23 protein-coding genes and 1 tRNA gene are annotated in these 26,737 nt (G+C 66.6%); 14 read left to right on the top strand and 10 right to left on the bottom strand.

From position 1 onward, the window contains the following. Positions 1-16 precede the first annotated feature (16 nt). The 5 genes from lon to A3OM_RS0114815 all read right to left on the bottom strand — a co-directional run bounded on the left by lon (position 17) and on the right by A3OM_RS0114815 (position 6,647). On the bottom strand, positions 17-2,446 hold the full coding sequence (gene lon / locus A3OM_RS0114835; RefSeq protein WP_018044551.1) for an endopeptidase La: 2,430 nt from the start codon (positions 2,444-2,446) through the stop codon (positions 17-19). Between the two features lie 251 nt (positions 2,447-2,697). After that, positions 2,698-3,969 (bottom strand): ATP-dependent Clp protease ATP-binding subunit ClpX, encoded by a 1,272-nt coding sequence (gene clpX, locus A3OM_RS0114830; RefSeq protein WP_018044550.1) that lies wholly within the window; start codon positions 3,967-3,969, stop codon positions 2,698-2,700. Between the two features lie 223 nt (positions 3,970-4,192). Next, the gene (locus A3OM_RS0114825; protein WP_026176059.1) at positions 4,193-4,819 is read right to left on the bottom strand and encodes an ATP-dependent Clp protease proteolytic subunit; all 627 of its coding nucleotides are present in this window, start codon (positions 4,817-4,819) and stop codon (positions 4,193-4,195) included. 132 nt (positions 4,820-4,951) lie between these two features. Then, on the bottom strand, positions 4,952-6,388 hold the full coding sequence (tig, locus tag A3OM_RS0114820; RefSeq protein ID WP_026176058.1) for a trigger factor: 1,437 nt from the start codon (positions 6,386-6,388) through the stop codon (positions 4,952-4,954). A gap of 174 nt (positions 6,389-6,562) precedes the next feature. Continuing rightward, positions 6,563-6,647 (bottom strand) — tRNA-Leu (locus A3OM_RS0114815). Between the two features lie 196 nt (positions 6,648-6,843). Between A3OM_RS0114815 and A3OM_RS0114810 the strand changes: the two genes are divergently transcribed. Then, complete coding sequence (locus A3OM_RS0114810; RefSeq protein WP_018044547.1) at positions 6,844-8,343, top strand: multicopper oxidase family protein; 1,500 nt, start codon at positions 6,844-6,846, stop codon at positions 8,341-8,343. A 137-nt stretch (positions 8,344-8,480) separates the two neighbouring features. Here A3OM_RS0114810 and A3OM_RS0114805 read toward each other — a convergent pair whose 3' ends face one another. Beyond that, positions 8,481-9,776 (bottom strand): hypothetical protein, encoded by a 1,296-nt coding sequence (locus A3OM_RS0114805; RefSeq protein WP_018044546.1) that lies wholly within the window; start codon positions 9,774-9,776, stop codon positions 8,481-8,483. Positions 9,777-9,937: 161 nt separating this feature from the next. Next, the gene (locus A3OM_RS0114800; protein WP_018044545.1) at positions 9,938-11,428 is read right to left on the bottom strand and encodes a bifunctional ADP-dependent NAD(P)H-hydrate dehydratase/NAD(P)H-hydrate epimerase; all 1,491 of its coding nucleotides are present in this window, start codon (positions 11,426-11,428) and stop codon (positions 9,938-9,940) included. A gap of 216 nt (positions 11,429-11,644) precedes the next feature. Here A3OM_RS0114800 and A3OM_RS0114795 point away from each other — a divergent pair, with 216 nt between their 5' ends. The 4 genes from A3OM_RS0114795 to A3OM_RS0114780 all read left to right on the top strand — a co-directional run bounded on the left by A3OM_RS0114795 (position 11,645) and on the right by A3OM_RS0114780 (position 14,749). After that, positions 11,645-11,983 (top strand): P-II family nitrogen regulator, encoded by a 339-nt coding sequence (locus tag A3OM_RS0114795; protein WP_003600526.1) that lies wholly within the window; start codon positions 11,645-11,647, stop codon positions 11,981-11,983. Positions 11,984-12,244: 261 nt separating this feature from the next. Then, positions 12,245-13,657: a type I glutamate--ammonia ligase gene (gene glnA, locus A3OM_RS0114790; RefSeq protein WP_018044544.1), complete on the top strand. Its 1,413-nt coding sequence runs from the start codon at positions 12,245-12,247 to the stop codon at positions 13,655-13,657. A 341-nt stretch (positions 13,658-13,998) separates the two neighbouring features. Further along, positions 13,999-14,475 (top strand): RNase A-like domain-containing protein, encoded by a 477-nt coding sequence (locus A3OM_RS26155; RefSeq protein WP_348625461.1) that lies wholly within the window; start codon positions 13,999-14,001, stop codon positions 14,473-14,475. A 1-nt stretch (position 14,476) separates the two neighbouring features. Next, positions 14,477-14,749, top strand: a complete 273-nt coding sequence (locus tag A3OM_RS0114780; protein ID WP_018044541.1) for a hypothetical protein — start codon at positions 14,477-14,479, stop codon at positions 14,747-14,749. 204 nt (positions 14,750-14,953) lie between these two features. On the opposite strand, the gene rocF is transcribed toward A3OM_RS0114780, so the two are convergent. After that, positions 14,954-15,883 carry an arginase gene (rocF, locus tag A3OM_RS0114775; protein WP_018044540.1) on the bottom strand — a complete coding sequence of 310 codons (930 nt, stop codon included), beginning with the start codon at positions 15,881-15,883 and terminating at the stop codon, positions 14,954-14,956. 218 nt (positions 15,884-16,101) lie between these two features. Here rocF and A3OM_RS0114770 point away from each other — a divergent pair, with 218 nt between their 5' ends. Together A3OM_RS0114770 and A3OM_RS0114765 are read left to right on the top strand one after the other, a co-directional pair. Beyond that, positions 16,102-17,529, top strand: coding sequence for an amino acid permease (locus A3OM_RS0114770; protein ID WP_245257796.1), 1,428 nt, complete (start codon positions 16,102-16,104; stop codon positions 17,527-17,529). Positions 17,530-17,639: 110 nt separating this feature from the next. Beyond that, positions 17,640-17,900 carry a hypothetical protein gene (locus A3OM_RS0114765; RefSeq protein WP_018044538.1) on the top strand — a complete coding sequence of 87 codons (261 nt, stop codon included), beginning with the start codon at positions 17,640-17,642 and terminating at the stop codon, positions 17,898-17,900. A gap of 14 nt (positions 17,901-17,914) precedes the next feature. Here A3OM_RS0114765 and A3OM_RS0114760 read toward each other — a convergent pair whose 3' ends face one another. Both A3OM_RS0114760 and A3OM_RS0114755 read right to left on the bottom strand, forming a co-directional pair. After that, a complete protein-coding gene (locus A3OM_RS0114760) occupies positions 17,915-18,691 on the bottom strand; it encodes a trypsin-like peptidase domain-containing protein (RefSeq protein WP_157196555.1) in 777 nt (258 codons plus the stop codon). A 203-nt stretch (positions 18,692-18,894) separates the two neighbouring features. Further along, positions 18,895-19,197, bottom strand: a complete 303-nt coding sequence (locus tag A3OM_RS0114755; protein ID WP_238253793.1) for a hypothetical protein — start codon at positions 19,195-19,197, stop codon at positions 18,895-18,897. Positions 19,198-19,745: 548 nt separating this feature from the next. On the opposite strand from A3OM_RS0114755, the gene A3OM_RS0114750 reads away from it, so the two are divergent. The 7 genes from A3OM_RS0114750 to A3OM_RS0114720 all read left to right on the top strand — a co-directional run bounded on the left by A3OM_RS0114750 (position 19,746) and on the right by A3OM_RS0114720 (position 26,710). Continuing rightward, on the top strand, positions 19,746-21,626 hold the full coding sequence (locus A3OM_RS0114750) for a methanol/ethanol family PQQ-dependent dehydrogenase (RefSeq protein WP_026176056.1): 1,881 nt from the start codon (positions 19,746-19,748) through the stop codon (positions 21,624-21,626). A 234-nt stretch (positions 21,627-21,860) separates the two neighbouring features. After that, positions 21,861-22,709, top strand: a complete 849-nt coding sequence (gene moxJ / locus A3OM_RS0114745; protein ID WP_018044534.1) for a methanol oxidation system protein MoxJ — start codon at positions 21,861-21,863, stop codon at positions 22,707-22,709. An 88-nt stretch (positions 22,710-22,797) separates the two neighbouring features. Beyond that, positions 22,798-23,388 (top strand): cytochrome c(L), periplasmic, encoded by a 591-nt coding sequence (gene moxG, locus A3OM_RS0114740; protein ID WP_018044533.1) that lies wholly within the window; start codon positions 22,798-22,800, stop codon positions 23,386-23,388. A gap of 91 nt (positions 23,389-23,479) precedes the next feature. Then, the gene (locus A3OM_RS0114735) at positions 23,480-23,770 is read left to right on the top strand and encodes a methanol dehydrogenase [cytochrome c] subunit (RefSeq protein ID WP_018044532.1); all 291 of its coding nucleotides are present in this window, start codon (positions 23,480-23,482) and stop codon (positions 23,768-23,770) included. A 110-nt stretch (positions 23,771-23,880) separates the two neighbouring features. Continuing rightward, positions 23,881-24,912, top strand: coding sequence for a MoxR family ATPase (locus A3OM_RS0114730; RefSeq protein ID WP_018044531.1), 1,032 nt, complete (start codon positions 23,881-23,883; stop codon positions 24,910-24,912). 38 nt (positions 24,913-24,950) lie between these two features. Next, on the top strand, positions 24,951-25,781 hold the full coding sequence (locus tag A3OM_RS0114725; protein WP_244479028.1) for a DUF58 domain-containing protein: 831 nt from the start codon (positions 24,951-24,953) through the stop codon (positions 25,779-25,781). 8 nt (positions 25,782-25,789) lie between these two features. Then, positions 25,790-26,710, top strand: a complete 921-nt coding sequence (locus A3OM_RS0114720) for a hypothetical protein (protein ID WP_018044529.1) — start codon at positions 25,790-25,792, stop codon at positions 26,708-26,710. Positions 26,711-26,737: the final 27 nt, after the last annotated feature.

The following is a 26,737-nucleotide window of genomic DNA, read 5'->3' as shown; positions in this document are numbered from 1 at the left end:
CAAAGCACCCTATCGCCTAATGGGCGATGACGGTGGCGGGCTCGTCCTCGCCGACGACGGGACGGCGCGGCGAGGGGAGGGGCTCCTCCCACTCGATCGGCACCGGCTGGCGCACGAGGGCGTGCTTCAGCACCTGATCCATCCGCGAGACCGGGATGATCTCCATCCCGTTCTTCACGCTGTCGGGCACCTCGGCGATGTCCTTGGCGTTTTCCTCGGGAATGAGGACGGTCTTGATCCCGCCGCGCAGAGCCGCGAGCAGCTTCTCCTTGAGGCCGCCGATGGGCAGGATGCGGCCACGCAGGGTGACCTCTCCGGTCATCGCCACATCCTTCCTCACCGGGATCCCGGTGAGGGTGGAGATGATGGCGGTGGCCATGCCGATACCGGCCGACGGACCGTCCTTCGGGGTCGCCCCTTCGGGAACGTGGACGTGGATGTCGCGACGCTCGAACAGCGGAGGCTCGATGCCGAAGTCGACGGCCCGGGAGCGGACATAGCTCGCCGCAGCCGAGATCGACTCCTTCATCACGTCACGCAGATTGCCCGTGACCGTCATCTTGCCCTTGCCGGGCATCATGACGCCTTCGATCGTCAGCAACTCGCCGCCGACCTCGGTCCAGGCGAGACCCGTCACCACGCCGACCTGATCCTCCTCGTCGATCTCGCCGTAGCGGAACTTCGGCGCGCCGAGGAAATTCGGCAGGTTCTCCTCGGTGACGGCGACGGCCTTCACCTTGGTGATGAGGATCTCCTTCACCGCCTTACGGATCAGGTTCGAGATCTCGCGCTCCAGGTTACGCACGCCCGCTTCCCGCGTGTAACGGCGGATAAGCATGAGAACGCCCGAATCGTCGATCTCCCATTCCTTGACCGTGAGGCCGTGCTTCTTCACCGCCCCCGGGATGAGGTGCTTGCGCGCGATCTGAAGCTTCTCTTCCTCGGTGTAGCCGGCGATACGGATCACCTCCATGCGGTCCATCAGGGGCGCAGGGATGTTGAGCGTGTTCGCCGTGGTCACGAACATGACGTCCGAGAGGTCGTAATCGACCTCGAGGTAGTGATCGTTGAACGTGCCGTTCTGCTCCGGGTCGAGCACCTCGAGGAGCGCCGCGGACGGATCGCCGCGGAAATCCTGGCCCATCTTGTCGATCTCGTCGAGCAGGATGAGCGGGTTCGAGGTCTTGGCCTTGCGCATCGACTGGACGATCTTGCCGGGCATCGAACCGATATAGGTCCGACGGTGACCACGGATCTCGGCCTCGTCACGCACGCCGCCCAGCGACATCCGCACGAATTCGCGGCCGGTCGCCTTGGCGATGGACTTGCCGAGCGAGGTCTTGCCGACGCCGGGAGGTCCGACGAGGCACAGGATCGGGCCGGTGAGCTTGTTGGCGCGCTGCTGCACGGCGAGATACTCGACGATGCGCTCCTTGACCTTCTCCAGACCGAAATGGTCCTGGTCGAGCATGGTCTGGGCGCCCAGCAGATCCTTCTTGATCCGCGACCGCTTCGACCACGGGATGCCGAGCATCCAGTCGAGGTAGTTGCGCACGACCGTGGCCTCGGCCGACATCGGCGACATCTGGCGGAGCTTCTTCAGCTCGGCCGTCGCCTTCTCGCGAGCCTCCTTCGAGAACTTGGTCTTCTCGATCTTCTCCTCGATTTCGGCGAGCTCGTCCTTGCCGTCCTCGGAATCGCCCAGTTCCTTCTGGATCGCCTTCATCTGCTCGTTGAGGTAGTACTCGCGCTGGGTCTTCTCCATCTGCCGCTTCACGCGGGTCCGGATGCGCTTTTCCACCTGGAGCACGGAGATCTCGCTCTCCATCAGCGACAGGACGCGCTCGAGGCGCTCGGCCACCGTGGGGATTTCGAGGATCGCCTGCTTGTCGGCGATCTTGACCGCGAGATGCGAGCCGACGGTATCGGCGAGCTTCGAGGGCTCGTCGATCTGGGTGACGGCGGAGACGACCTCGGGCGAGATCTTCTTGTTGAGCTTCACGTAGTTCTCGAACTCGGAGATGACCGAGCGGGCGAGCGCCTCGGCCTCGACGGGGTCGCCGAGCTCGTCGGTGAGCGTCTCGACCTCGGCCTCGTAGAACGAATCCGACTTGTTGAAGTTCGTGATCCTGGCGCGACCGGCGCCTTCGACGAGCACCTTCACGGTGCCGTCGGGCAGCTTCAGCAGCTGCAGGACGCTGGCCAGCGTGCCGATCTTGTAGATCGCATCGGTGGACGGATCGTCGTCGCTGGCATTGATCTGGGTGGCCAGCAGGATGTGGCGGTCGGTGCGGACGGCCTCTTCGAGGGCGCGGATCGACTTCTCGCGGCCGACGAAGAGCGGCACGATCATATGCGGGAAGACGACGATGTCGCGCAAGGGCAGAACGGCGTAGGAGCCCGTCGAACCCGGAACGACCGGCTGGCGAGATTTCGATTGGGACATGTCGGACTTCCTCTTGATGGACTCCGGGCTCTAGCTCCTCGAAATGAGCAAGCATCCTGCCACGGGCCGACCAGGCCGCATCGCGGGGTCGGGGACATCGTTGAACTGTGAGGCTGGAGGCGGACACCGCACCTCAGAAGGTGAGCGTGCGGCCGTCGCGTCTGACAATTCAGATGGAAGCCGGGGAGGACTTTTTCAAGAATTCTCCCCGGACCGTTTCGGCGGCTAACCTCGGCCGCCGAGTCGCACCCTCAGGCGCTGACGCTCGCCGGAACGTCCTTGTTGCGGTCGCCGTGGATGTAGAGGGGGCGCGACTTGCCCTCCACCACTTCCGGACCGATCACCACCTGCTCCACGGATTCGAGGCCGGGCAGGTCGTACATCGTCTCGAGCAGGATGGTCTCGAGGATCGAGCGCAGACCACGGGCGCCGGTCTTCCGCTCGATGGCCTTGCGGGCCACCATGGAGAGCGCCTCGTCCTGGAAGGTGAGGTCGACATTCTCCATCTCGAACAGGCGCTGGTACTGCTTGACGAGCGCGTTCTTCGGCTCCTGCAGGATGCGCTTGAGCGCGGTCTCGTCGAGGTCCTCCAGCGTCGCCAGCACGGGCAGACGGCCGACGAATTCCGGGATCAGGCCGAACTTCAACAGGTCCTCGGGCTCGACATTGCGGAAGATCTCGCCGGTGCGGCGGTCGTCCGGAGCCTGGACCGTGGCGCCGAAGCCGATCGAGGTGCCCTTGCCGCGCGCCGAGATGATCCGCTCGAGGCCCGCGAAGGCGCCGCCGCAGATGAAGAGGATGTTGGTGGTGTCGACCTGCAGGAATTCCTGCTGCGGGTGCTTGCGGCCGCCCTGCGGAGGCACGGAGGCGACGGTGCCTTCCATGATCTTCAGGAGGGCCTGCTGTACGCCTTCGCCCGACACGTCACGGGTGATCGACGGGTTGTCGGATTTCCGCGAGATCTTGTCGATCTCGTCGATGTAGACGATGCCGCGCTGCGCCCGCTCGACGTTGTAGTCGGAGGCCTGGAGCAGCTTGAGGATGATGTTCTCGACGTCCTCGCCGACATAGCCGGCCTCGGTCAGCGTCGTCGCATCCGCCATGGTGAAGGGCACGTCGAGGATGCGGGCCAGGGTCTGCGCGAGCAGGGTCTTGCCCGAACCGGTCGGCCCGATCAGCATGATGTTGGACTTCGCCAGCTCGACGTCGTTGTGCTTCGAGGCGTGGGCGAGGCGCTTGTAATGGTTGTGGACCGCGACGGAGAGAACCTTCTTCGCGAAATCCTGGCCGATGACGTAATCGTCCAGAACGCGGCGGATCTCCTTCGGCGTGGGCACGCCGTCGCGCGATTTCACCAGGGAGGACTTCGATTCCTCGCGGATGATGTCCATGCACAGTTCGACACACTCGTCGCAGATGAACACCGTCGGGCCCGCGATCAGCTTGCGGACCTCGTGCTGGCTCTTGCCGCAAAACGAGCAGTACAGCGTGCTCTTCGAGTCGTTGCCGCCAGTCTTGCTCATGTCGGTCTCCGTTCGCGGGTGCGACGCCAGCCCCGGGGCGCACGCGCATCTTTTAAGATCTAAGGGCGCCCGCCTAAAGAAACAGTCACCTGCGCGCTTTCTGCCGGTAGGTCAGACTCGCGATGCAAGCATGCTGCCGCGACGGGATCAAGGCAAAGCCGCACGCGCGGCCCGCCTCTAAAGGACGCGCCGGGGCCGCCAGGCGGCCACGGCGCGGTCGAAATCAGGCGGCGGCCGGCTCGGGACGCTTCTGGATCACTTCGTCGATCAGGCCGAATTCCTTGGCCGCGTCGGCGGTCATGAAATTGTCGCGCTCGAGCGCCTGGACGATGGTGTCGTAGTCGCGCCCGGTATGCTTCACGTAGATCTCGTTGAGGCGCTTCTTCAGCGCTTCGATCTCGCGGGCATGGATCAGGATGTCCGTCGCCTGGCCCTGGAACCCGCCGGAGGGCTGGTGGACCATGATGCGGGCGTTCGGCAGCGCGAAGCGATGGCCGGGCTCGCCGGCGGTGAGCAGCAGCGATCCCATCGAGGCGGCCTGGCCGACGCAGAGGGTCGTCACCGGGCAGCGGATGAACTGCATCGTGTCGTAGATCGACAGGCCCGAGGTGACCACGCCACCGGGCGAGTTGATGTAGAAGGAAATTTCCTTCTTCGGGTTCTCGGCTTCGAGGAACAGCAGCTGCGCCACGATCAGCGAGGCGCCGTAATCCTCCACCGGGCCGGTGAGGAAGATGATCCGCTCACGCAGCAGGCGGGAATAGATGTCGAAGGCGCGCTCACCGCGGCTCGACTGCTCGACCACCATGGGAACGAGTGCGCTGTTATAGTAGTCGACCGGATCTCTCATCATTATCGTGCCCCAGGCTTCAAGGGGTCCGGCCGCGCGAATCAGGGCGCGGGCCGGACGTGTCAGCGAACTACGGCGGCGGTGAACGCCGCCTTTACATCCAAGCCCGCCGCCCTTTTGGGAGCCTCGAGCTCAATCGACCTTGGCGACGGCCGGCAGATCGTCGCCCGAAGGAGCCTGGGATTCGTCCGCCTTCGACTCGGTCGATTCGGCGCTGGCCGCATCGGCATCCTCGTCGGCGAACAAAGCATCCTTCGAGACGGGCTCTTCGACCAGCTTCACCTGGGCGAGGACATGGTCGACGACCTTCTCCTCGAACAGGGGTGCGCGAAGCTCGGCCAGGGCCTGTGCGTTCTTCCGGTAGAAGTCCCAGACCTGCTGCTCCTGCCCGGGATACTGCCGGACACGGGCGATCAGGGCCTGGTTCACCTCGTCGTCGCTGACCTTGATATCGGCGGTCTCGCCCACCTGCGCAAGCACCAAGCCGAGACGGACGCGCCGCTCGGCGATCTTGCGGTATTCGGCCGTGGCCTTTTCCTCGGTGGTTCCCTCGTCCTCGAAGGTCTTGCCGCGGGTCTTCAGATCCTGCTCGACCTGTGCCCACACGGCGGCGAATTCCTGGTGGACGAGGCTCGGGGGCAGGTCGAAGGCGTATTTGCCGTCGAGCGCGTCGAGGAGCTCCTTCTTGAGTTTGCGGCGCGACTGGGCCTCGAAATCGCCGCCGAGGGCGCCGGCGACCGCCTCCTTCAGCTTCTCCAGCGATTCCATGCCGAAGCCCTTGGCGAGCTCGTCGTCGATCTTGGACTCGCCCGGAGCCTGGATCGCCGTGACGGTCACGTCGAACTCGGCGTCCTTGCCGGCCAGGTGCTCGGCACCGTAGGCCTCGGGGAAGGTGGACTTCACGACCAGGGACTGGCCGACCTTGGCGCCGACCAACTGGTCCTCGAAGCCGGGGATGAACGAGCCCGAGCCGAGTTCCAGATCGACACCCTCGCCCTTGCCGCCGTCGAACTCGACGCCGTCGATCTTGCCGACGAAGTCGATGGTGACGCGGTCGCCGGTGGCGGCCTCGGCGCCCTCGTCCTTCGGGGTGAAGGCGCGGTTGGAGGAGGCCATGCGGGTGATGGCCTCGTCGACTTCCTCGTCGCTGGGCTTGGCCACCTGCTTCGTCAGGGTGACGTCGGACAGGTCGGCGAGCTCGAAGCTCGGCAGCACTTCGAGGGCGACGTTGAAGGAGACGTCGTCCTTGGCGGCGAGCGCCCGGTCGACGATCGAGGCCTCGCCGGGGAATTCGATCTTCGGCTCGAGGGCGAGCTTCAGGTTGTTGTCGGTGACGATCTTCTGGTTGGCCTCGTTGACCGCGTTCTGCAGCACGTCGGCCATCACCGAGCGGCCGTAGAGCTTGCGCAGATGGGCCACCGGCACCTTGCCGGGGCGGAAGCCCTTGATCTGGGCCTTGTCCTTGAGGGTGGACAGCTCGGTCGTCAGGCGCTCTTCGAGCTCCTTGGCGGCCAGAAGCACCTGGAACTCGCGCTTCAGACCCTGGGAGAGTGTCTCGGTCACCTGCATCGTCGTCTTCCCGCTGTCGTCCGTGTGATCGGTCAAAAATTCTCGCGTGGCACCGCCGTCAGGGCGTGACACCACAGGCGGCGTTTGACGAAGCGCGCCCGACCGGAGGCCGACTCCGAGCGGCAGAGCGGGCCGGCCATCGCTGTGAGCCAATCCGTTCCCGACGGCGGAGGCTGGTGCGGGCGGAGGGGCTCGAACCCCCACGTCTTGCGACACTGGAACCTAAATCCAGCGCGTCTACCAGTTCCGCCACGCCCGCAAGCGCCAACGCCCGGCGCGCCTTTTCAGCCGCCAGAGCGCGGTCCTATAGCATGCGCGCGCAAGTCCGCAGCAAAAAAATAAGACGTCGTCCATCGGGCGCGCGGCGGCGGTTGGCGCCGCGCGGGAGCGCCGTCTACAAGCATGCCGGCGGGGCGGATGCGACCGCCCGTCCATCGACTTCCGTCCGAGGTGACATGCCGAGTTCCGACCCGAAGAATGGCCGTTCCCCCTCGGAGACCGGCGGCCTGTCCCGCCGTTCGCTGATCGGCCGGGCGGCGGCCCTCGGCCTTGCCGGACCGGCTTTCATCACGGGCGCGGAGGCGCAGACGGGGCCGGGGAAAGCCGCCCCCAGGCCGGCGCCCGCACCGGCAAAGCCGGCGGAATCATTGCCGGAGCCGCGCCCGATCGTCGCCGGGCCGGGGACGAACCGCCTGAAGCCCGAGCCCGCCGCCGAGACGCCGGTCTGGACCTTCGACGGCAAGGCGAGCCTCCCCGTCATCCGGGCGAAGCTCGGCGAGACCGTCCGCCTGCGCGTCGAGAACAAGACGGACAAGCCGCTCTCCCTTCACTGGCACGGGGTCCGCAACCAGAACGCCATGGACGGCGTCGGCGGCGTGACCCAGCCGCCGATCGCTCCGGGGGCGGACTTCACCTATTCCTTCGTCCCGCCGGATGCGGGCACGTTCCTGATCCGGCCCCTCGTCGTGGGCGGTTCGAGCGAACCCTCGGGGCGGGGCCTCGCCGGCGCGTTGATCGTCGAGGAGACCGCGCCGCCCTCCCTCGACCATGACCTCGCGCTGTTGATGCAGGATTGGCGGCTGGAGGAGAACGGCGCGCTGATGCCGTTCGGACAGCCGGCCTTCGCCGCGGCCTCCGGGCGCCTCGGCAACCTCGTCACCATCAACGGCAAGCCGGTCCCCGAGGCGATCGAGGTCCGTCCGGGATCGCGCATCCGCCTGCGGCTCGGCAATGTCTGCAACGCGCGCGGAACCCGCATCCGGTTCGAGGGCGCCAAGGTCTACGTGGTGGCGGTGGACGGCCAGCCCACCGACACGTTCGAGCCCCTGCGCGCGACGCTGCCCTTCCCCCCCGGCACCCGCTACGACCTGATGCTCGACATGCCGGCGGAGGCCGGCGCCAGCGTCACGGTCAATGCCCTGGTGGGCAACGGCCTCGTCCTGGCCACGCTCGCCGCCAAGGGCCAGCCGGTGACGGAAAAGCGTCCGCCGATCGCGCCGGTGGGCGAGAACAAGCTCCTGCCCGCCGAGGTCAAGCTCCAGAACGCAATCCGCCGCGACATCGCGATCACCGGCGGCGCCAAGCTCGACAAGGACAAGCCCAACGCCGAACCGGCCTATACCGGCGATCCGAACCGGGTCTGGGCCATCAACGGCATCACGGGCGCCTCCGGCGTGGCCCCCTCCTTCACGGTGAAGCGCGGCCAGGTGGTGGTCCTGGCTATCCGGAACGACACCGCCTTCCCGCAGGCCCTGCATCTTCACGGCCACGCCTTCCGGCTGCTCCATCCCCTCGACGACGGCTGGGAGCCCTATTGGCTCGACACGTTCCAGCTGCTCGAGGGACGCACGGCCCGGATCGCCTTCAAGGCGGACAATCCGGGCCGCTGGGTCATCGGCTCCACGGTGCTGGAGCGGTTCGACACCGGGCTGTGGACGAGCTTCGAGGTGACCTGAGGGACGAAGGGCCGCCTTTTACGGCCTCGCCGACCTGCTCGGAGCCTGTTCGAGGTGTTTCCCCAAGACTTCACCTCATCCGGAGGTGGTGTGCTGGGATGAGCGACTGCGCGCCGAGACATCCAATCCACAGCCCCTCAGGCACCGAACAGGAACAGCTCGTTTTGAGCGGCCTCGACGGTGGTGACGTTCATGTCGTGCAGGATGATCTTGTTGCCGGCCGCCACGCCCTCGAACGTCACCAGCGTATCGCGACCGCCGCTCATGGGGCGAAGCAGGATATCGGTGGCATCGACACCGGCGATGTCGACGACGATGTGATCGGCGTTCAGGTCCAGGCCGTAGAGGTTGTCGCGGCCGAACCCGGCCTCGAACCGGACGCTGTCGGCACCCGTGCCCGCGAAGAGCTTGTCGCTGCCGATACCACCGTCGATCGTGTCCCCACCCGTGCCTGCGTAGATCCTATCGCTGCCTGTGCCGCCGTCGATCGTATCCCCGCCTTTGCCGCCCTTGATCGTGTCGTTGCCTGCGCCGCCGTCGATCGTGTCCCCGCCCTTGCCCGCCATGATCGTGTCGTTGCCCGCCGTGCCGACGATCTCGACGGCGTGGCCCGAGGTCGATTGCGAGACGATCTTGTTCCCGGCCAGCACGTCGGTCATATCGAGATGGGTGTCGTTGCGGACATACACGGCCTCGATATCGGCGAACCTCGTCTCGGTGAGGCTGACGGTGCCGCCGCCCATCACGATGAGGACGTCCTTGTCGTCGCCACCGCTGATATAGAGGGGCGTCGAAGACAGGACGATCCGGTCGTCACCACCCCGACCGGCGATGTCGTCCTCGCCGCCATTGCCGCGAAGGGTGTTGTCGTTGTCGTCTCCGACCAGCGAATCGTCGAAGGTACTCCCGGTCAGGTTTTCGATGTCGATGAGTGTGTCCTGGCTGGCATCGCCTTCATAACCCATCTGCGCTTCCAGGCTGGCGTAGACCCTGCCGGTGGCATGCTCGTAGCTCGCCGTGTCGACACCCAGGCCGCCCTTGATCGTATCGGCGCCCGCGCCGCCTTCCAGCACGTCGTTGCCATTTCCTCCCTTCAGGGTGTCGGCGTCGGAGCCTGCCCGCAGGATATCGCCGAAATCACCGCCCTCCAGATAGACCGACGCCGTGTTGTCGGACATATCGGCCGAGACAGAGTATTCGGTCCCGGTGATTACGTATCCGGGAAAACCGAACTCGATCCTGTTCGCGTCGACAAAGAACGTTCCGCCCAGGCTGAGGTCCGGATCGTTATTGAAGATGAACCTAACGCCGTACTGAGGCCCGAAGGCGTGGATATTGTTCGTTCCGTTCGAATCTATAGATCCGTCCTGGCTCAATGTAACTGTGTTGAGGGGATCATAATCGCTGTTGTAGGTGAAAGAAAACGTCGGCATGCGGTATTTTCAGAATAGAGGCTGACAACTCTCCCCTTTTAGTTCAGATTCGTTGATAAAACCCTCCTTATTCCAATAGTTTTACCCGCGCCGGGACAGGGCGGCTCATCGATCCGGACGAGCCGGATCGTGCTCCACCCCCGTGCCGAGGCACTCCGCCGTCACCGCAGGCCGGAGAGCACCTTCGGCATCGTCTCCGGCAGATCCTCGGCGATGAGGCCCGGCCCATGCCGCAACCCGGCATCGCCATGGAGCCAGACCGCCGCGCAGGCGGCCTCGAAGGGCGGCATGCCCTGCGCCAGCAGGCCGGCGACGAGGCCGGCGAGGACGTCGCCGGAGCCGGCGGTGCCGAGATAGGGCGTGGCGTGGTCGTTGATGGCGGCGCGTCCGTCGGGCGCGGCGACGATGGTATCGGCGCCCTTCAGCACCACCACCGCCCCGGCGAGGGAGGCCGCCCTCAGCGCCCGTTCGAGCTTGCTCGCCTTCGGATCGACGGCGTCCGTGCCCGCGAAGAGGCGGCCGAACTCGCCGGCATGCGGGGTCAGCACCGCTTGGCCCCCGCCATCCGCGATGAGGCCGGCGAGTTGATCGACCTGCCCCTTGAAGCTCGTGAGCGCGTCGGCATCGAGGACGAGGCTTCGCCCGACGCCTGCCGCCACGGCAATGCGCTCGCGGGTCGCCTCGCCGCTCCCCAGGCCGGGGCCGGCGAGGATGACGTTGAGGCGCTCGTCCACGAGGAGATCGTCGAGGTCGTCGGCGGTCTCGCACGGGGTCAGCATGATCGCGGTGAGATGCGCGGCGTTCTCGGGCATCGCGGCGGTGGGGGAGGCGATGGTGACGAGGCCGGCCCCGACCCGCAACGCCGCCCGCGCGGCGAGGCGGATCGCTCCCGTCTTGAAGGCGGGACCGGACAGGGCCAGCACATGCCCCCTGGTGTATTTGTGGCTGACGGAGTCGAGCCTCGGGAAGGCGCCGCCCCAGAGATCGGGTCCGTTGCGCCAGACCATCGGCGTGCCGGCCAGCCCCTGTTCGAGGGCGGCGTCGCCGATGCCGATATCGGCCACATGGAGATGGCCGCAATGGTCGCGGCCCGGCTGCAGCAGGTGGCCGGGCTTGAGCGCGACGAAGGTCACCGTCTCGCGCGCCCTGAGCGCCACCCCGCGCAAAGCGCCCGTATCGCCGTCGATCCCGCTCGGAATGTCGACGGCGAGGACCGGGACGTCTGTGGCGGCGACCCGCTCGACCAGGGTCTTCGCCGCGCCGTCGAGGTCGCGGGACAGGCCCGCCCCGAACAGGGCGTCGATGACGAGGGCGGCGCCCGCCGGATCGGCCTCGGTGAGCACCACCCCCTGCCATTCCGCCGCCGCCAGGGCGGCATCACCCGTCAGGCTGTCCACCGGCACGGTACAGACGAGGTCGACCGCGTAGCCGTTCCGCTCGAGGAGGCGGGCCGCGACGAGACCGTCCCCACCGTTGTTGCCGGGTCCGCAGAGGACGAGGATGCGGGAGGGCGCGACGACCATCGTCGCGGCCCTGGCGGCCACGGCGGCGCCCGCCCGGCGCATCAGCTCGATTCCGGGAACGCCCGCCGCTATGGCGGCGGCATCCATCCTGCGCATCGCGTCGACGGTGATGAGACGGTGTGACGGCATTGCGAACTTTCGCCTTGTCTCGGGTGACCATGCCTCCGCACCGCTCATGCCGCGCCGCTATTTCAGGCGCAAAGCGGTCGTGGCTGAAACGATTTGCATTCAATGCCTACCGAATGGGCAATTTAACACCCGTCTCCGGGAAAACGGCGTGGCGAAGGCCGAGCCGCGATGGTAGGAAAAGGACCCGGAGCAGCATTCAGGTCAGGCCCGTTCGGCATGAAGAAGATCGAAGCGATCATCAAGCCATTCAAGCTGGACGAGGTGAAGGAGGCCCTTCAAGAGGTCGGCCTCCAGGGCATCACCGTGATCGAAGCCAAGGGGTTCGGCCGGCAGAAGGGCCATACCGAGCTCTATCGCGGCGCCGAATACGTGGTCGACTTCCTGCCCAAGGTGAAGCTCGAGATCGTCCTCTCCGACGCCCTGGTGGAGGGTGCCGTGGAAGCCATCCGCAAGTCGGCCCAGACCGGACGCATCGGCGACGGCAAGATCTTCGTCTCGACCATCGAGGAAGCCATCCGCATCCGCACCGGCGAGACCGGCACCGACGCCATCTGACGCGTCCTCCCGGCACGGCATCGGCCGGCCGGCCGGCCGGCGGCGATGGTCGGGCGGCAAGGATCTGACGGCAAGGATCTGCCGGCATGACGGGGTGCGAAGGCGTCGACCTGTCACTATACGGTGGCGCACGGCTCTAGCCTCGCGCCGCACCAGAAGCTAAGTCCCTTCGCGCACGCCCCTTCCCAATCCGCGGCACGCCACCGCGTGGTGCGGCAAAACCACGGCCGAAACAGGCCGAGCCTCGAAGGAGACACAGGGATGGCAAAGACCGCCGATCAGGTCCTCAAGGACATCAAGGACAACGACGTCAAGTACGTCGATTTCCGCTTCACCGATCCCCGGGGCAAGTGGCAGCACGTCACGTTCGACGTGTCCCTCGTCGATGAGGAAATCTTTGCCGAAGGCACGATGTTCGACGGCTCGTCGATCGCCGGCTGGAAGGCGATCAACGAATCCGACATGCTGCTGATGCCCGACCCGGCGACCGCCTGCATGGACCCGTTCTTCTCGGCCTCCACCATGTCGATCGTCTGCGACGTGCTCGAGCCCTCGTCCGGCCTGCCGTATTCGCGCGATCCGCGCAGCACCGCCAAGCTCGCCGAGGCGTTCCTCAAGTCCACCGGCATCGGCGACACGATCTATGTCGGCCCCGAGGCCGAGTTCTTCGTGTTCGACGACGTGAAGTTCGGCTCCGACCCGTACCATACCGGCTTCCAGCTCGATTCGGTGGAACTGCCCACCAACGGCTTCACCGATTACGAGGGCGGCAACCTCGGCCACCGCGTCGCCACCAAGGGCGGCTACTTCCCGGTGCCGCCGCAGGATTCGGCGCAGGACATGCGCGGCGAGATGCTGGCCGCCATGCAGTCCATGGGCGTCAAGGTCGAGAAGCACCACCACGAGGTGGCGAGCGCCCAGCACGAGCTCGGCATGAAGTTCGACACGCTGACCCTGCTCGCCGACCACATGCAGATCTACAAATACGCGATCCACAACGTGGCCCAGAGCTACGGCAAGACCGCGACCTTCATGCCCAAGCCCGTCTTCGGCGACAACGGCTCTGGCATGCACGTGCACCAGTCGATCTGGAAGGACGGCAAGCCGATCTTCGCCGGCGACAAGTATGCCGATCTCAGCCAGGAATGCCTCTGGTACATCGGCGGCATCATCAAGCACGCCAAGGCGCTGAACGCCTTCACCAACCCGTCCACCAATTCCTACAAGCGCCTGGTGCCCGGCTACGAGGCCCCCGTGCTGCTGGCCTATTCGGCCCGCAACCGCTCGGCCTCCTGTCGTATCCCGTGGACGACGAACCCGAAGGCCAAGCGCGTCGAGGTCCGCTTCCCCGATCCGATGGCGAACCCCTACCTCGCCTTCTCGGCCCTGCTGATGGCCGGCCTGGACGGCATCATCAACAAGATCGATCCGGGCCCGGCCATGGACAAGGATCTCTACGACCTGCCCCCGCGCGAGCTGAAGAAGATCCCCACCGTCTGCGGCAGCCTGCGTGAGGCGCTCACGAACCTCGACCGCGACCGCGGCTTCCTCAAGGCCGGCGGCGTGTTCTCGGACGACCAGATCGACTCCTTCATCGAACTGAAGATGACGGAAGTGATGCGCTACGAGATGACCCCGCATCCGGTCGAATTCACGATGTACTACTCGCTCTGAGAGCAGGCCGGCCGGGCGACTCGCCCGGCCTTTCGGACAATGCGCGACGCCGGGGCCTCGAAGGGGGCTCCGGCGTTTCGCGTCTCAGCGCCCCTATTTCGTGATTGAGATTAAGCTATTATTCCTTTATAGGCATAATAGCTTGATCTAGGGGGTGAATCCGATGTCGTCGAGCGCAACGGCCCTTCTGCGGGCGAGATGGCTGATCACGTCGTGCCGTGTTCAGGTCGCGTTTCAGCGGTTGCGTCTGTCGCTCCGTGCGTACCACGCCGATCAACCCCGCGTGCCGGCCGGACATCCGGACGGCGGCCAATGGACGGACGGCGGTGCGGGCGACGGATATGATTCCGGTGACGATGCGCGGATCGTCCACGTCTCGGATGACCTCAACCGTCGGTACACGGTCGTGCTCTCCGAAGAAGAGGTGCGCGGCGCGCCATACGCTTCGCGAGCATGTCGGTAAGACGGACGCGCAGATGATGCAGCGCGTCCATTCCAGCAAAAGGAGATTTCTGTTCGTAGACTATGGCCTCAGGCGAGATGGCACGTTCGAGTCTGTGGAGACCGCAAACGATCTCATCAACCGCACCTTGGAACAGAACGCCTCCGAAGTTGATGACGTCGCAACCGGGAAAAAGGCCAATGCATTCCTAAAGTCCCGATTTGGATACAAAACTGGTCGGGAAGCCTACACGGCGGGGCAGCTTGAGCCGTACATGCGTACGACTTACGGTGTCGGAATCTTTATCCTTCACGATCCGGGCAACCCCCGCGGGTACCGCATCCATACCGCCTATCCGCGCAACGACGGAGATTGACATGCGAGCGTCCCCGGAATTCCTGAAGTTCGGCCGTTGGTTCATGCAGGACATCGGTGGCGGCGCGCCGACGCTCGACGAGATGTACGATTTCGTTCTCAACCTCTTCCGCGGCGAGGAGCGCGTCCGGTTGCGGCAGTTCATCGACCGCGCCCTCCGCGAGGCGTCCGACGAGACGCTGAAGCAGCTGTGGAAGGAGACGGACGCCGACATCTACTTCCCCACCGCGCAGGACCTGCGCGCATTCCTGACCGGCGCCCGCGACCGGCTCTGAACGCCGTTTCGTTCGCCCTGCGCGACGCCGATCCAAATCGGCCGCCGATATTCACCCATCTGGCGGGCACCTCGGGTCCCCTCTCCTGGAAGGAGAGGAAGCCCGTCGCGCCTCATGTCGAACCCCAGTTGGATAGAGCGAGTAGCCCACAAGGGGGAGAGGGACGCGCTCCGCCTGTCCGAGGAGTGGTGTGAACCCCGTCGGTCAAAAACTCCGCGTCGGCCGGTCGAGGACGCTGCGTCCCATCAGGCTGGCGGCGAGATCCGTCATCAGGATCGCGGTGCGGCCGCGCTCGTCGAGGAAGGGGTTGAGCTCCACGAGGTCGAGGCTGCGGACGAGGCCGCTGTCGTGCAGCATTTCCATGGCGAGATGCGCCTCGCGGAAGGTCGCCCCGCCCGGAACCGTGGTGCCGACGCCCGGCGCGATGCCGGGATCGAGAAAATCCACGTCGAGGCTCACATGCAGCCATCCGCCGGCGGCGGCCACCCGTTCGAGGAAGGCTTTGAGCAGGATGCCGATGCCGAACTCGTCGATGGCGCGCATGTCGTGCACGGTGATCCCGGCCTCGCGGATCGTCCGCCGCTCCGCCGGATCGACGCTGCGCAGGCCGATCATGCAGACGTTGTGCGGTTTCACCGGCGCCACGGGCGGCGGCAGGTAGGGGCCGAACCCGTCCAGGCCGAGTGCATAGGCCATGGGCACGCCGTGGAGATTGCCGCTCGTCGTCGTCTCCAGGGTGTGGAGATCGGGATGCGCGTCGAGCCAGAGCACGTGCAACTCGCTTCCCTCCTCGGCCGCCCGCCGGCTCATGCCCGAGATCGTACCGGCCGAGAGGCTGTGATCGCCGCCGAGGAAGATCGGCAGGCCCTCGCCCCCGGCCCGATAGGCGGCCTCGCTGAGCGCCGACGTCCAGCGCGCGAAGTCGGAGAGGTTGGTCACGCTCGGATTGGGATGGGCGAGGGCCTCGCCGGGGGGAGGGGCGACGTTCCCGCGATCCTCCACGGCGAGGCCGAGGGCGGTGAGGGCGCCGCCCAAACCGGCGGCCCGGTAGGCGCTCGGGCCCATGTCGCAGCCCAGCCGGCTCGTCCCCTCCTGGACCGGCACGCCGATGAGGATGCAGCGTTTCTCGTCCATGGGTTCATTCTCCGGTCCGCCGACACGATAGGGGCCGCGCACGACACCCGTGTGAGGAAGGGGCACGGCCGCGTGGCAGGATCGGGACCAGTCTCGGCATCCGTTCGATCACGCCCTCGGAGTCGTGGGAGGCGGCATGGCGCTTGCTGCCGTTAGCAAAGAAACAAGATCGGCACCCCTCGTCCCGGTCGCTGTGAGGTCGTGTAGCGATGGGGTCGGTGATCGGATCGGACGAGGGACGAAGCGACTGGCGGCGGTCGGTGCTGCGGCGGAAACCCGTCTCGCCCACTGCACAGGATACCGACGCCGGAGCCCGGCCCCTCGAACGCTCCATCGGCCTGTTCCGCCTCGTCATGCTCGGGGTCGGCGCCACGGTGGGCACCGGCATCTTCGTGATCCTGAGCGCGGCGGTGCCCGAGGCCGGCCCCGGCATCCTGGTCTCGTTCGTGCTGGCCGCCGTCACGGCCGGCCTGACGGCGCTCTGCTACGCCGAACTGGCCTCGGCACTTCCGCTTTCGGGCTCGTCCTATTCCTATGCTTACGCCACCCTCGGGGAACTCGCGGCCTTCCTCGTCGGGGCCTGCCTCCTCCTCGAATACGCGGTCTCCGCCTCCGCCATCGCCGTCGGATGGGGCCAGTATCTCAACGAGGTGCTCAGTGCGCTCATCGGCTGGACCATGCCGGATGCGATCAGTCAGCCCCCCGGCAGGGGCGGCTACGTCAACCTGCCGGCCATCGTCCTCATCGGCCTGTGCACCCTGCTGCTCCTGCGGGGTGCCGCCGAATCCACCGCGATCAACGCGGTTCTCGTGGTCCTGAAGCTCGCCGTGCTGGTTTTCTTCGCCGTGGTCGCCCTCACGGCGTTCGAGCCTGCGAACCTCACGCCCTTCGCGCCCCTCGGCTTGACCGGGATCGGCACCGCCGCCTCGACGATCTTCTTCTCGTATATCGGCCTCGATACGATCTCCACGGCGAGCGAGGAGGTGCGCGACCCGGCCCGCACGCTGCCCCTGGGCATCCTCCTCTCCCTCGCCATCGTCACCGCGATCTACCTCCTCGTCGCCCTCGCGGGGATCGGAGCGCAGCCCTGGACGCACTTTGCCGGGCAGGATGCCGGGCTGGCGGTGATCCTGCGCAACGTCACCGGGACGGCCTGGCCGGCCCTCGTCCTGTCGATCGGGGCGGTGGCCTCCATCTTCTCGGTGACCCTGGTGACGATGTACGGCCAGACCCGAATCCTCTTCGCCATGAGCCGGGACGGGCTGCTGCCGGCGCTGTTCCAGCGGGTGGACCGGCGGACCCGGAGCCCGAACGCCAACACGCTGGTGGTGGCGCTCTTCGTCGCCGCGCTGGCGGCCCTCGTCCCCCTCGACGTGCTCGCCAACCTCACCAGCATGGGCACCCTCGTGGCCTTTTCGGCGGTCTCCCTCGGCGTCGTCATCCTGCGCCGGCAGCGACCCGACTTGCCGCGAGGATTTCGCGTGCCGCTCTACCCGCTCGTGCCCCTCGCGAGCCTCGCCTGCTGCCTGATGCTCATCGCGGCGCTGCCACGGGACACCTACCTGCTGTTCGCGCTCTGGATCGGCGCCGCCCTGGTGATCTATGCCGCTTATTCCCAGCGTCATTCGCGATTGGCTCGGGGCTGAGGAGGCGCGGACGATCGTTTCGCCCTATAGGTCAGGCCGTCAGGCCTTGCGCCGCCGCGCCGCAGCTTCCAGGTGATGGCAGCTGTTCCTCGAGCGGATCGAACGCGCCGATGCCCCGATTCTTCTTTCACACCCATATCGGCCGCGAGGTCATCGCCGATCCCACCGGCACCGAATTGCGGGATGCCGACCATGCCTGGGAGGTCGCCCGCGACACGATCCAGGCGACGATGGCCGAATCGGAGGCCCAGGCCCGCCTGATGGGAGCCATCTTGGTGGTCACCGACGAAGCCGGGGAAACGGTTCTCGAATTCCCGTTCTCCGAAGTCGTCACCCTCGCGCCGGAGGAGCCGGCTCCGACCGTGCATTGAGACGCCCCGGCGCCTCACCGGCTCTTCGCGGCCTCGCCCTCCGCCGTCACGGCCTGCCGGATCGCCGCCAGCAGGGCGCCTTCGAACAGCAGGGCGGAGCCGTAATGGAACTCGAGATCGAAGGGGCGCCGCGAGTTCATGGAGAGCGAGGCGCTCTGCATCGCCACGAGACGGCCCGACAGGTCGAACAGGCCGGAGCCCGAGCCGCCGAACCCGTCGTTGCAATTGTGCCGGGCGCGGCGGATGTCGTCCTCCGTCGGCGGATCGATCTGGTGGATCGCGCAGGTCTCGGTGCTGCTCGGCCCGCGATAGTTCTCGTGCCCGCCGGGTGAGACCATCACCACCGGGATCTCCGCGATGCCCGTGGCCAGAATCGGCGCGTCGGGGACCGGCTGCGGCGGCGCGCCGACCACCGCCTCGGTGAGATCGAGCAGGGCCCAGTCGTCGGTGATGTGCAGGGCCTTGGCATCGGGCGCCGCACCGAGGCGCAGGCTCGCCGGCACGAAGCCGTAGTTCCGCCCGCCGATCTGGAAGAAGCAATCCTCCACCTCCCGCGTCACCTCCATGCGGCGGTTGCGGAAATTGTGCGCGTTCATCACCACGAGACGCGGCGACCCCACGAGCCAGGCCGCCGCCGCCTTCTGGGGGATGCCGTCCGGCCGGCGATGGCAGAACAGGACGCCCGCGCCGGGATAGCGGGTGATGTCGGCGCCCGTGAGATCGCGCCGCCCGTCATGCGGATAGAGAGCGGCCATGCGCCCTTCCTCCGCCGACGCCGCCCCCGCCACCATGAGCGCGAGGCCGGCCAGGGCCGCTCCGGGTGTCAGGCGGAACCGGGCACGGTGCCTCCGGCGGATCGCGCTGTCGGCTGCGACATGGGTCATCTGCGATGTGAACCGATGCTGATGCTGCGCCATCGCCGCTCGATCCGGGGAGGAGGGCGGTTCGGAATCCGTGGCCTCGCGCCTTGAACACGGGCCTGCGCTAAGGCCGTCTATTCCGGCGGGTCCTTCTTCACGGACACGCACATCTTCACCGCCGATTCCAGCTTGATCTCGCCCGGATTGCCGATGTTCGCGGTCTCTTCCAGGCAGCGGATGAAGTAGTTCTTGTCGAGCTCGGCGTTGAGGCTGGAGAAGGCCTTGCCCATGCGCGTGGCGAAATCGATTTTCTCGTCCGTGGAGGCACGGGGCCAGCGCGACACCTTGTCATCCATGGTCAACCGTGCCGCATTGGCAATGGATGGCAGGACAATCAGGCAAATCACCAGCGCAGTTGTTCTTCTGATCATCGGCATGTCTCGTTTTTGTTTCCTACCCGGGCTTAGTTTAGCGCCGGTCCACATTGAGTAAAGCGTGGGTTCGAGGGCACAGGACGCTTTTCCTGACGCGGAACGGTGCAAAACTCTTGCGCATTATGACCGCCGGGGCTCCGCGCCCAGGCATGATGCCCTGCCGGACGCCGGATCGCCCCATCGCGCGGATCGCCATCGCCGAGCCGGCTAAGCCCTTCGACCCGCAGGGAAAGACCGGCCCCGCCCGCATGTGGCGCATCGACGGATGCCCTCCGGATCGACCCGGAACAGCTGCACAAAGGTATGGTTCAAGTTGCCAAATCGTCCTGTAAAAAAAGGTTGAAGTGGCTAAAGACATCAGGCAAAGCAAATGATTATATAGCTAGCCGATGGATCAGTAATAAGTCTTTTATAAGAGCGGCCAGCGTCAGGTTATTCTTATAAATACGTTCATAATATCGATCGACTGACTGTTTGCTGAACCGGCGAAAGCAATGGCTGCGGCCGATCCCCCGGGGTCGAGCACGCGGCAGAAGGGCAGGAGACGCAGAATGAACAGGTTACTGAATTCAGTCTCGGTGCTGGCCGTCTTGGCCCTGGCACCGATCGGACTGTCAGGGATCGCCTCAGCCAACGACAAGCTCATCGATCTGTCGAACAGCGATGAAAACTGGGTGATGCCGGGCAAGAATTACGACTCGGACAACTACAGCAAGCTCAAGCAGATCAACACGACGAACGTGAAGGACCTCAAGGTCTCCTGGACGTTCTCGACCGGCCTGCTCAACGGCCACGAGGGCGCGCCCGTCGTCGTCGACAACAAGATGTACATCCACACCTCCTTCCCGAACAACACGTTCGCCCTCGGTCTCGACGATCCGGGCAAGATCCTCTGGCAGGACAAGCCCAAGCAGAACCCGGCCGCCCGCGCCGTCGCCTGCTGCGATCTCGTGAACCGCGGTCTGGCCTACTGGCCCGGCGACGGAAAGACCCCGGCGCTGATCCTCAAGACCCTGCTCGACGGCAACGTCATGGCGCTCAACGCCGAGACCGGCGAGACGGTGTGGAAGGTCGAGAATTCCGACATCAAGGTCGGCTCCACCCTGACCATCGCCCCCTACGTGGTGAAGGACAAGGTCATCATCGGCTCCTCGGGCGCCGAGCTCGGCGTGCGCGGCTACCTCACCGCCTACGACGTGAAGACCGGTTCCCAGGTCTGGCGCGCCTACGCCACCGGCCCGGACAAGGACCTGCTGCTGGGTGCGGACTTCAACATCAAGAACCCCCATTACGGCCAGAAGAACCTCGGCACCTCCACCTGGGAGGGCGATGCCTGGAAGATCGGCGGCGGCACCAACTGGGGCTGGTACGCCTACGATCCGGGCACCAACCTGATCTACTTCGGCACCGGCAACCCGGCGCCGTGGAACGAGACCATGCGTCCCGGCGACAACAAGTGGACGATGACCATCTTCGGCCGCGACGCCGATACGGGTGAAGCCAAGTTCGGCTACCAGAAGACCCCGCACGACGAGTGGGATTACGCCGGCGTCAACGTGATGATGCTGTCGAACCAGAAGGACAAGGACGGCAAGGACCGCAAGCTCCTGACCCATCCGGACCGGAACGGCATCGTCTACACGCTCGACCGGACGGACGGCTCGCTCGTCTCGGCCAACAAGATCGACGACACCGTCAACGTGTTCAAGTCGGTCGACCTGAAGACCGGCCAGCCGGTGCGCGATCCCGAATACGGCACCCGCATGGACCACCTCGCCAAGGACATCTGTCCCTCGGCGATGGGCTACCACAACCAGGGCCACGATTCCTACGATCCCGAGCGCAAGCTCTTCTTCATGGGCATCAACCACATCTGCATGGATTGGGAGCCCTTCATGCTTCCCTACCGTGCCGGTCAGTTCTTCGTCGGCGCCACTCTGAACATGTATCCCGGCCCGAAGGGCGATCGCCAGAACTACGAAGGTCTGGGCCAGATCAAGGGCTACAACGCCATCACCGGCGAGTTCAAATGGGAGAAGATGGAGCGCTTCGCCGTGTGGGGCGGAACGACGGCGACCGCCGGCGGTCTCGTGTTCTACGGAACGCTGGACGGCTACATCAAGGCGCGCAACTCGGACAACGGAGACCTTCTCTGGAAGTTCAAGATGCCGTCGGGCGCCATCGGCTACCCGATCACCTACAGCCACAAGGGTGATCAGTACGTCGCCATCTACTACGGCGTCGGCGGCTGGCCGGGTGTCGGCCTCGTGTTCGACCTTCAGGATCCGACGGCCGGTCTCGGCGCGGTGGGCGCCTTCAAGAAGCTCGCCAACTACACCCAGATGGGCGGCGGCGTGATGGTGTTCTCGCTGAACGGCAAGGGTCCGTACGACGATCCGAGCGTCGGCGAGTACCAGACGGCAGCCAAGTAACGGCTGCATCGGGAAACGAGCGCGTCCCTCTCCCCCTTGTGAGGAGAGGTCAGGAGTGGGGGTGGTTGGGTGACCCGCAGGCCGCGGAGGCCAGCGGAGCCACCTCCAACTCCTCCCCGCAATCTCGACGGATCTCGGGCAGGCCCGAGATCCGCTGGGGAGGAGAGCGGCGCTCCGCTCACGCCGCCTCGATCCCAACGAATCCGACCCATAAAAAACAACGGAAACGCTCTCATGTCCTTCGCCAAAGGATGTCTGTCCGTCGCGGCTGTCCTCGCCTTGGGCGGTGCCGCGTTCGCGCAGGCCGACACGAAATCCGCGCCCGACGACAGCGTCCTCCGGGTCTGCGCGGCCAACCAGCCGCCGCTCTCGATGAAGGACGGCTCCGGGCTCGAGAACCGCATCGCCTCCGCCGTCGCCGAGGCCATGGGGCGCAAGGCGCAGTTCGTCTGGTCCGACAAGGCCGCGATCTATCTCGTGCGCGACAGCCTCGACAAGAAGCTGTGCGACGTGGTGGTCGGCCTCGACAGCGACGACCCGCGCGTGCTCGCCACGAAGCCCTATTACCGCAGCGGCTACGTCTTCATCACCCGCGCCGACCGGGACCTCGACATCAAGTCCTGGACCGATCCGCGCCTCAAGACCATCGACCACATGGTCGTCGGTTTCGGCACGCCGGGCGAGGCGATGCTGAAGGATATCGGCCGCTACGAGGAGGACATGGCCTACCTCTACTCGCTGGTGAACTTCCGCGCGGCCCGCAACACCTACACGCAGATCGACCCGGCCCGCATGGTCAGCGAAGTCGTCGCCAACAAGGCCGACGTGGCCGTGGCCTTCGCGCCGGACGTCGCCCGCTACGTCAAGGATTCGAGCCAGCCCCTGCGCATGAATCCGGTGCCGGACGATACGGTGCGCAGCGACGGCCAGAAGGTGCCGCAGAGCTTCGACCAGTCCATGGGCGTCCGCCGCGACGACCAGGCCCTGAAGGCGGCCCTCGATGCCGCGATCGCCAAGGCCCGCCCGCAGATCGAGGCGATCCTCCGCCAGGACGGCGTGCCCGTCACCCCCGTCTCCAACTGATCCTCCGAACCCTGTCCCGCGTCGCCGGTGCGCTGAGCACCGGTACGCCCACCTCGGCCGCAAGTCCGGGGATAAACAGAGCAAATCGATGCGTCACACGAACCGTGTCCTCGCCGCCTTCCTCGCCCTCGGATTCACCTCCATCGGCGTGGCGGCCCTGGCCCAGCCGAATGCGGGCCCGTCAACGGGGATGACCTTCCGCAACACCGTCACCGGTGAGGAACTCAACACCTCCGAGGGCAAGGAGGGTGGCCGCGACACTCCCGCCGTCAAGGAGTTCTTCCAGACCGGCAAGAACCTCTACATCGACGACAAGTCCTGCCTGCGTAACGGCGAGTCGCTGTTCGCGACCTCGTGCTCCGGCTGTCACGGGCACCTCGCCGAAGGCAAGCTCGGCCCCGGCCTCAACGACAATTACTGGACCTATCCGTCCAACACCGAGGATACCGGCCTGTTCGCCACCATCTTCGGCGGCGCCAACGGCATGATGGGTCCGCACAACGAGAACCTGACGCCCGACGAGATGCTGCAGACGATCGCCTGGATCCGGCATCTCTATACCGGCCCGGTCAAGGACGCCGTCTGGCTCAACGACGAGCAGAAGAAGAAATACACGCCCTACAAGCAGGGCGAGACCTTCCCCAAGGACGCTCCGGGCCAGTGCCCACCGCTGGAGTAGCGGTCTTGGGAAGTCACGTCGCGCGGGGATGCCTCGCGCGGTGAGCGAGAAGCGGCGGACGCCGTAGCAATCAAAACCAGAGGAGACGACCATGCGGACACTCATCACGGCTCTCGCAATCGGTGCGGGCGCGCTGCTCGCCGTTCCCGCGCTCGCCTATGACGGCACCAAGTGCAAGGCCGCCGGCGATTGCTGGCAGCCCAAGCCCGGCTTCCCCGAGAAGATCGCCGGCACGAAATACGACCCCAAGCACGATCCGAAAGAGCTGAACAAGCAGTCGGAGTCGATCAGGCTGATGGAAGAGCGCAACAAGAAGCGCATCGAAGCCGCCAAGAAGACCGGCAAGTTCGAATACGACGTCACCAAGATTTCCTCCAACTGACGTCGTCGCCGCCCATCGCTTTGGGCGGCCATCACGGTGACCGCGATCCCCTCAGGCGCCTGGACCGCTCCGTCCGGGGATCGCGGCCGCTGTCCTCAAAGGCAAACCCCATGAACGACATCCGCTCCGGCGACGCGATGCTCACCGATTGGCGCGAGGCGGCCGGCCGTTTCGAGCGCGCGGTCCGCGGCGCCGTGGTGGGCCAGGACCGGGCGATCCGGCTGCTCACCATCGCGCTCTTCGCCCGGGGCCACGTGCTGCTCGAAGGCGATGTCGGCGTCGGCAAGACCACCCTGCTGCGCGCCGTGGCGCGGGCGCTCGGAGGCGCCTACGAGCGCATCGAGGGCACGGTGGACATGATGCCGTCCGACCTCATCTATCACACCTATCTCGCCGATGACGGCCGCCCGCGCGTGGAGCCGGGGCCTGTGCTGCGGCAATCCGAAGACCTCTCGATCTTCTTCTTCAACGAGATCAACCGCGCGCGTCCGCAGGTCCATTCGCTCCTGCTCCGCCTCATGGCCGAGCGGAGTCTCACCGCGTTCAACCGCGAATACCGCTTCCCCAACCTGCAGGTCTTCGCCGACCGCAACCGCGTCGAGCGCGAGGAGACCTTCGAGCTCCCCGCCGCCGCCCGCGACCGCTTCCTGATGGAAATCGGCCTCGAAGCCCCGCGCGATGCCGAGGCGCGCCGCGCCCTCGTCTTCGATCCGCGCTTCCACGACACCGACGCCCTCATCGCCGGCATCGACGGCGGCGTCCTCGATCACGCCGCCATGGCGGGGATCGGCGGGGCGATCCAGCACGGCATCCAGGCGAGCCCGGCCATCGAGGCCTACGTGGTCGGCCTGTGGGAGGCCCTGGTCCGCCCGCACGAGGCCGGCATCCGCCTGCCCGGCATCGACATGGCGGCCCTGATCCAGGGCGGGGCCTCGCCGCGCGGCGTCGCCTTCCTCGTCCGCGCCGCCCGCGTCCGCGCCTGGCTCGAGGGCCGCGACTGGCTCGTCCCCGAGGACATCCGCGCGATCTTTCCCGAAGTGATGGCCCACCGCGTCTTCCTCGAGCCGATCTACGAGATGCGCCGCAGCACCATCGTGCCGGAGCTCTGCCGCGCCGTGTTCGACACCGTGCCCGCCCCGTGACGGCGCCCGAGAGAACGCCCCAGGAGCCGACGCCGGACATCGTCTACCGCCCGCGCGGCCGCGTGCCCGGCACGGTGGCGGGCGCCCATCGCGGCCGCGATGCCGGCGGTCTGGGCACCTTCCGCGATCAGGTGCCGTTCCTGCGCATGCCGGATGCCCGCCGCATCGACGTGCGCGCCACCCTGCGCGATCCGTTCGAGGGCACCTATGTCCGCCGCTTCGAGAGCCGCACGGCGCTCGAAGTCTGGGCGCTGGTCGACCTCTCCGCCTCCATGCGCTTCTCCGGCGAGGCGGACAGGATGGGGCTCGTCTCGTCCTTCTGCGGCTGCCTCGCCGCCTCGGCCACGCGCATCGGCGACGCTTTCGGCCTGATCGGCTGCGATGCCGCCCTGCGGGAGGACGTGTTCCTGCCCGCGAGCCGTCGCCGCAGCATGGCCGGCGACGTGGTCTCCCGGCTGACCGACGCCGCCTGTACCGGCGACCGCGCGGATGGGATGGGGCAAGCGGCCCGCCGCCTCGTCGGCCGTCCCAAGATCGTGTTCCTGGTCTCCGACTTCCGCTGGCCGGAGGCACTCATCGCCGAGACCTTCGCGAGCCTGTCGCGTCACGACCTCGTGCCCGTCGTCCTGGCCGATTCCGCCGAGGACGACGATCTGCCCGAATGGGGCCTGATGGAACTCGACGATCTCGAAGGCGCCGGCCGCCGCGTGGTCTTCATGCGCCCCGGCCTGCGCCGCCGCTGGATCGCGCGCGAAGCCGAGCGGGCCGAGACCCTGCGCCGGATCGCCTCCACCTACGGTCGTCCGCCCTTCCGCCTCGCGGGCCGCTTCGACCCCGACGCGATCAGCCGCCACCTCCTGGCGAGTTGAGGCATCCCATGCGCCGCCTCGCCCCGCTCCTGTTCCTGCTCTGCTCGTCGCTCGCCGCCCAGTCCCAGGTGCGGACCGTCGAGGTGCGCACGCCGCGCCCGTTCGGCTACTTCCTGGGCGATCTCGTCCGCGCCCAGGTCGATATCGTGGTCGAGCCGGGCTTTGCCCTACAGGCCGCCTCGCTGCCCCAGCCCGGCGCGATCACCTATTGGCTCGACCTTCGCACCGTCGCGGTCACGCAGGCATCCGCGGGCGGCGTCAGCCGGGTGCGCCTCGATCTCACCTATCAGAACTTCTACGCCGCCCTCGATGCCCGTGCCCTCGAGATCCCCGGCTTCACCGTCACCTTCGTGAGCGATACGGACAAGGGCGCGACGACAGTCAAGGCCCAGGTCCCGCCGTGGTCGTTCAACATCTCGCCCCTGCGCGAAGTCCAGCCGCCGGCTCGGGAAGACCCGAGGAACTACCTGCGTCCGGACGGGCGGGTCGCGTCCCTCGACACGCAACCCCTCGTGGTCGGAAGCGCCGGATTCGCCGCCATGGCCCTGCTGGCCTTCGCGGGTCTCGCCTGGGACCGGACATGGTGGCCCTTCGCCAAACGCGGAGGAAGGGCCTTCGCGCCGTGCCTGCGCCGCCTGCGCGCCCTCGCCGGACGGGGGGAGGACGAGGCGGCCTACGAGACCGCCCTTCTCGCGCTTCACCGGGCGCTGGACGAGACCGACGGGCGCCGGGTTCTGGCCGACGACCTGCCGGCCTTCCTCACCCGCCATCCCGCCTATGTGCGGGAGCGTGCCGGCCTCGCCGCCTTCCTCGACGCCTCGCGTCACAGCTTCTTCGGACCCGGTCCGGCCGCCGCCATGCGGCGTCTGCCCCTGGCCGACATCGTCTCGCTGACCCGGAAACTCACCGCCATAGAGCGGGAATCATGAACGGGCCGAAAACCCGTCCGATGGCGG

This window comes from Methylobacterium sp. 88A (assembly GCF_000376345.1).
In the GTDB taxonomy this organism is placed as follows: Bacteria; Pseudomonadota; Alphaproteobacteria; order Rhizobiales; family Beijerinckiaceae; genus Methylobacterium; species Methylobacterium bullatum.
The sequence above is the reverse complement of the archived record's forward strand: the minus strand, read 5'-3'. Positions and strand labels throughout refer to the sequence as shown.

Excerpts from the sequence above, each read along its gene's own strand:
- A3OM_RS0114760 (WP_157196555.1), bottom strand. The coding sequence starts at position 18,691 with ATGGTGGCGGGGGCGGCGTCGGCGGAGGAAGGGCGCATGGCCGCTCTC.
- lon (WP_018044551.1), bottom strand. The coding sequence starts at position 2,446 with ATGTCCCAATCGAAATCTCGCCAGCCGGTCGTTCCGGGTTCGACGGGC.
- A3OM_RS0114780 (WP_018044541.1), top strand. The coding sequence starts at position 14,477 with ATGCGAGCGTCCCCGGAATTCCTGAAGTTCGGCCGTTGGTTCATGCAG.
- A3OM_RS0114810 (WP_018044547.1), top strand. The coding sequence starts at position 6,844 with ATGCCGAGTTCCGACCCGAAGAATGGCCGTTCCCCCTCGGAGACCGGC.
- rocF (WP_018044540.1), bottom strand. The coding sequence starts at position 15,883 with ATGGACGAGAAACGCTGCATCCTCATCGGCGTGCCGGTCCAGGAGGGG.
- A3OM_RS0114805 (WP_018044546.1), bottom strand. The coding sequence starts at position 9,776 with ATGCCGACGTTTTCTTTCACCTACAACAGCGATTATGATCCCCTCAAC.
- tig (WP_026176058.1), bottom strand. The coding sequence starts at position 6,388 with ATGCAGGTGACCGAGACACTCTCCCAGGGTCTGAAGCGCGAGTTCCAG.
- A3OM_RS26155 (WP_348625461.1), top strand. The coding sequence starts at position 13,999 with ATGATTCCGGTGACGATGCGCGGATCGTCCACGTCTCGGATGACCTCA.
- A3OM_RS0114720 (WP_018044529.1), top strand. The coding sequence starts at position 25,790 with ATGCGCCGCCTCGCCCCGCTCCTGTTCCTGCTCTGCTCGTCGCTCGCC.
- A3OM_RS0114765 (WP_018044538.1), top strand. The coding sequence starts at position 17,640 with ATGCCCCGATTCTTCTTTCACACCCATATCGGCCGCGAGGTCATCGCC.
- A3OM_RS0114750 (WP_026176056.1), top strand. The coding sequence starts at position 19,746 with ATGAACAGGTTACTGAATTCAGTCTCGGTGCTGGCCGTCTTGGCCCTG.
- A3OM_RS0114800 (WP_018044545.1), bottom strand. The coding sequence starts at position 11,428 with ATGCCGTCACACCGTCTCATCACCGTCGACGCGATGCGCAGGATGGAT.
- moxG (WP_018044533.1), top strand. The coding sequence starts at position 22,798 with ATGCGTCACACGAACCGTGTCCTCGCCGCCTTCCTCGCCCTCGGATTC.
- A3OM_RS0114730 (WP_018044531.1), top strand. The coding sequence starts at position 23,881 with ATGAACGACATCCGCTCCGGCGACGCGATGCTCACCGATTGGCGCGAG.
- glnA (WP_018044544.1), top strand. The coding sequence starts at position 12,245 with ATGGCAAAGACCGCCGATCAGGTCCTCAAGGACATCAAGGACAACGAC.
- moxJ (WP_018044534.1), top strand. The coding sequence starts at position 21,861 with ATGTCCTTCGCCAAAGGATGTCTGTCCGTCGCGGCTGTCCTCGCCTTG.
- clpX (WP_018044550.1), bottom strand. The coding sequence starts at position 3,969 with ATGAGCAAGACTGGCGGCAACGACTCGAAGAGCACGCTGTACTGCTCG.
- A3OM_RS0114825 (WP_026176059.1), bottom strand. The coding sequence starts at position 4,819 with ATGAGAGATCCGGTCGACTACTATAACAGCGCACTCGTTCCCATGGTG.
- A3OM_RS0114755 (WP_238253793.1), bottom strand. The coding sequence starts at position 19,197 with ATGCCGATGATCAGAAGAACAACTGCGCTGGTGATTTGCCTGATTGTC.
- A3OM_RS0114735 (WP_018044532.1), top strand. The coding sequence starts at position 23,480 with ATGCGGACACTCATCACGGCTCTCGCAATCGGTGCGGGCGCGCTGCTC.
- A3OM_RS0114795 (WP_003600526.1), top strand. The coding sequence starts at position 11,645 with ATGAAGAAGATCGAAGCGATCATCAAGCCATTCAAGCTGGACGAGGTG.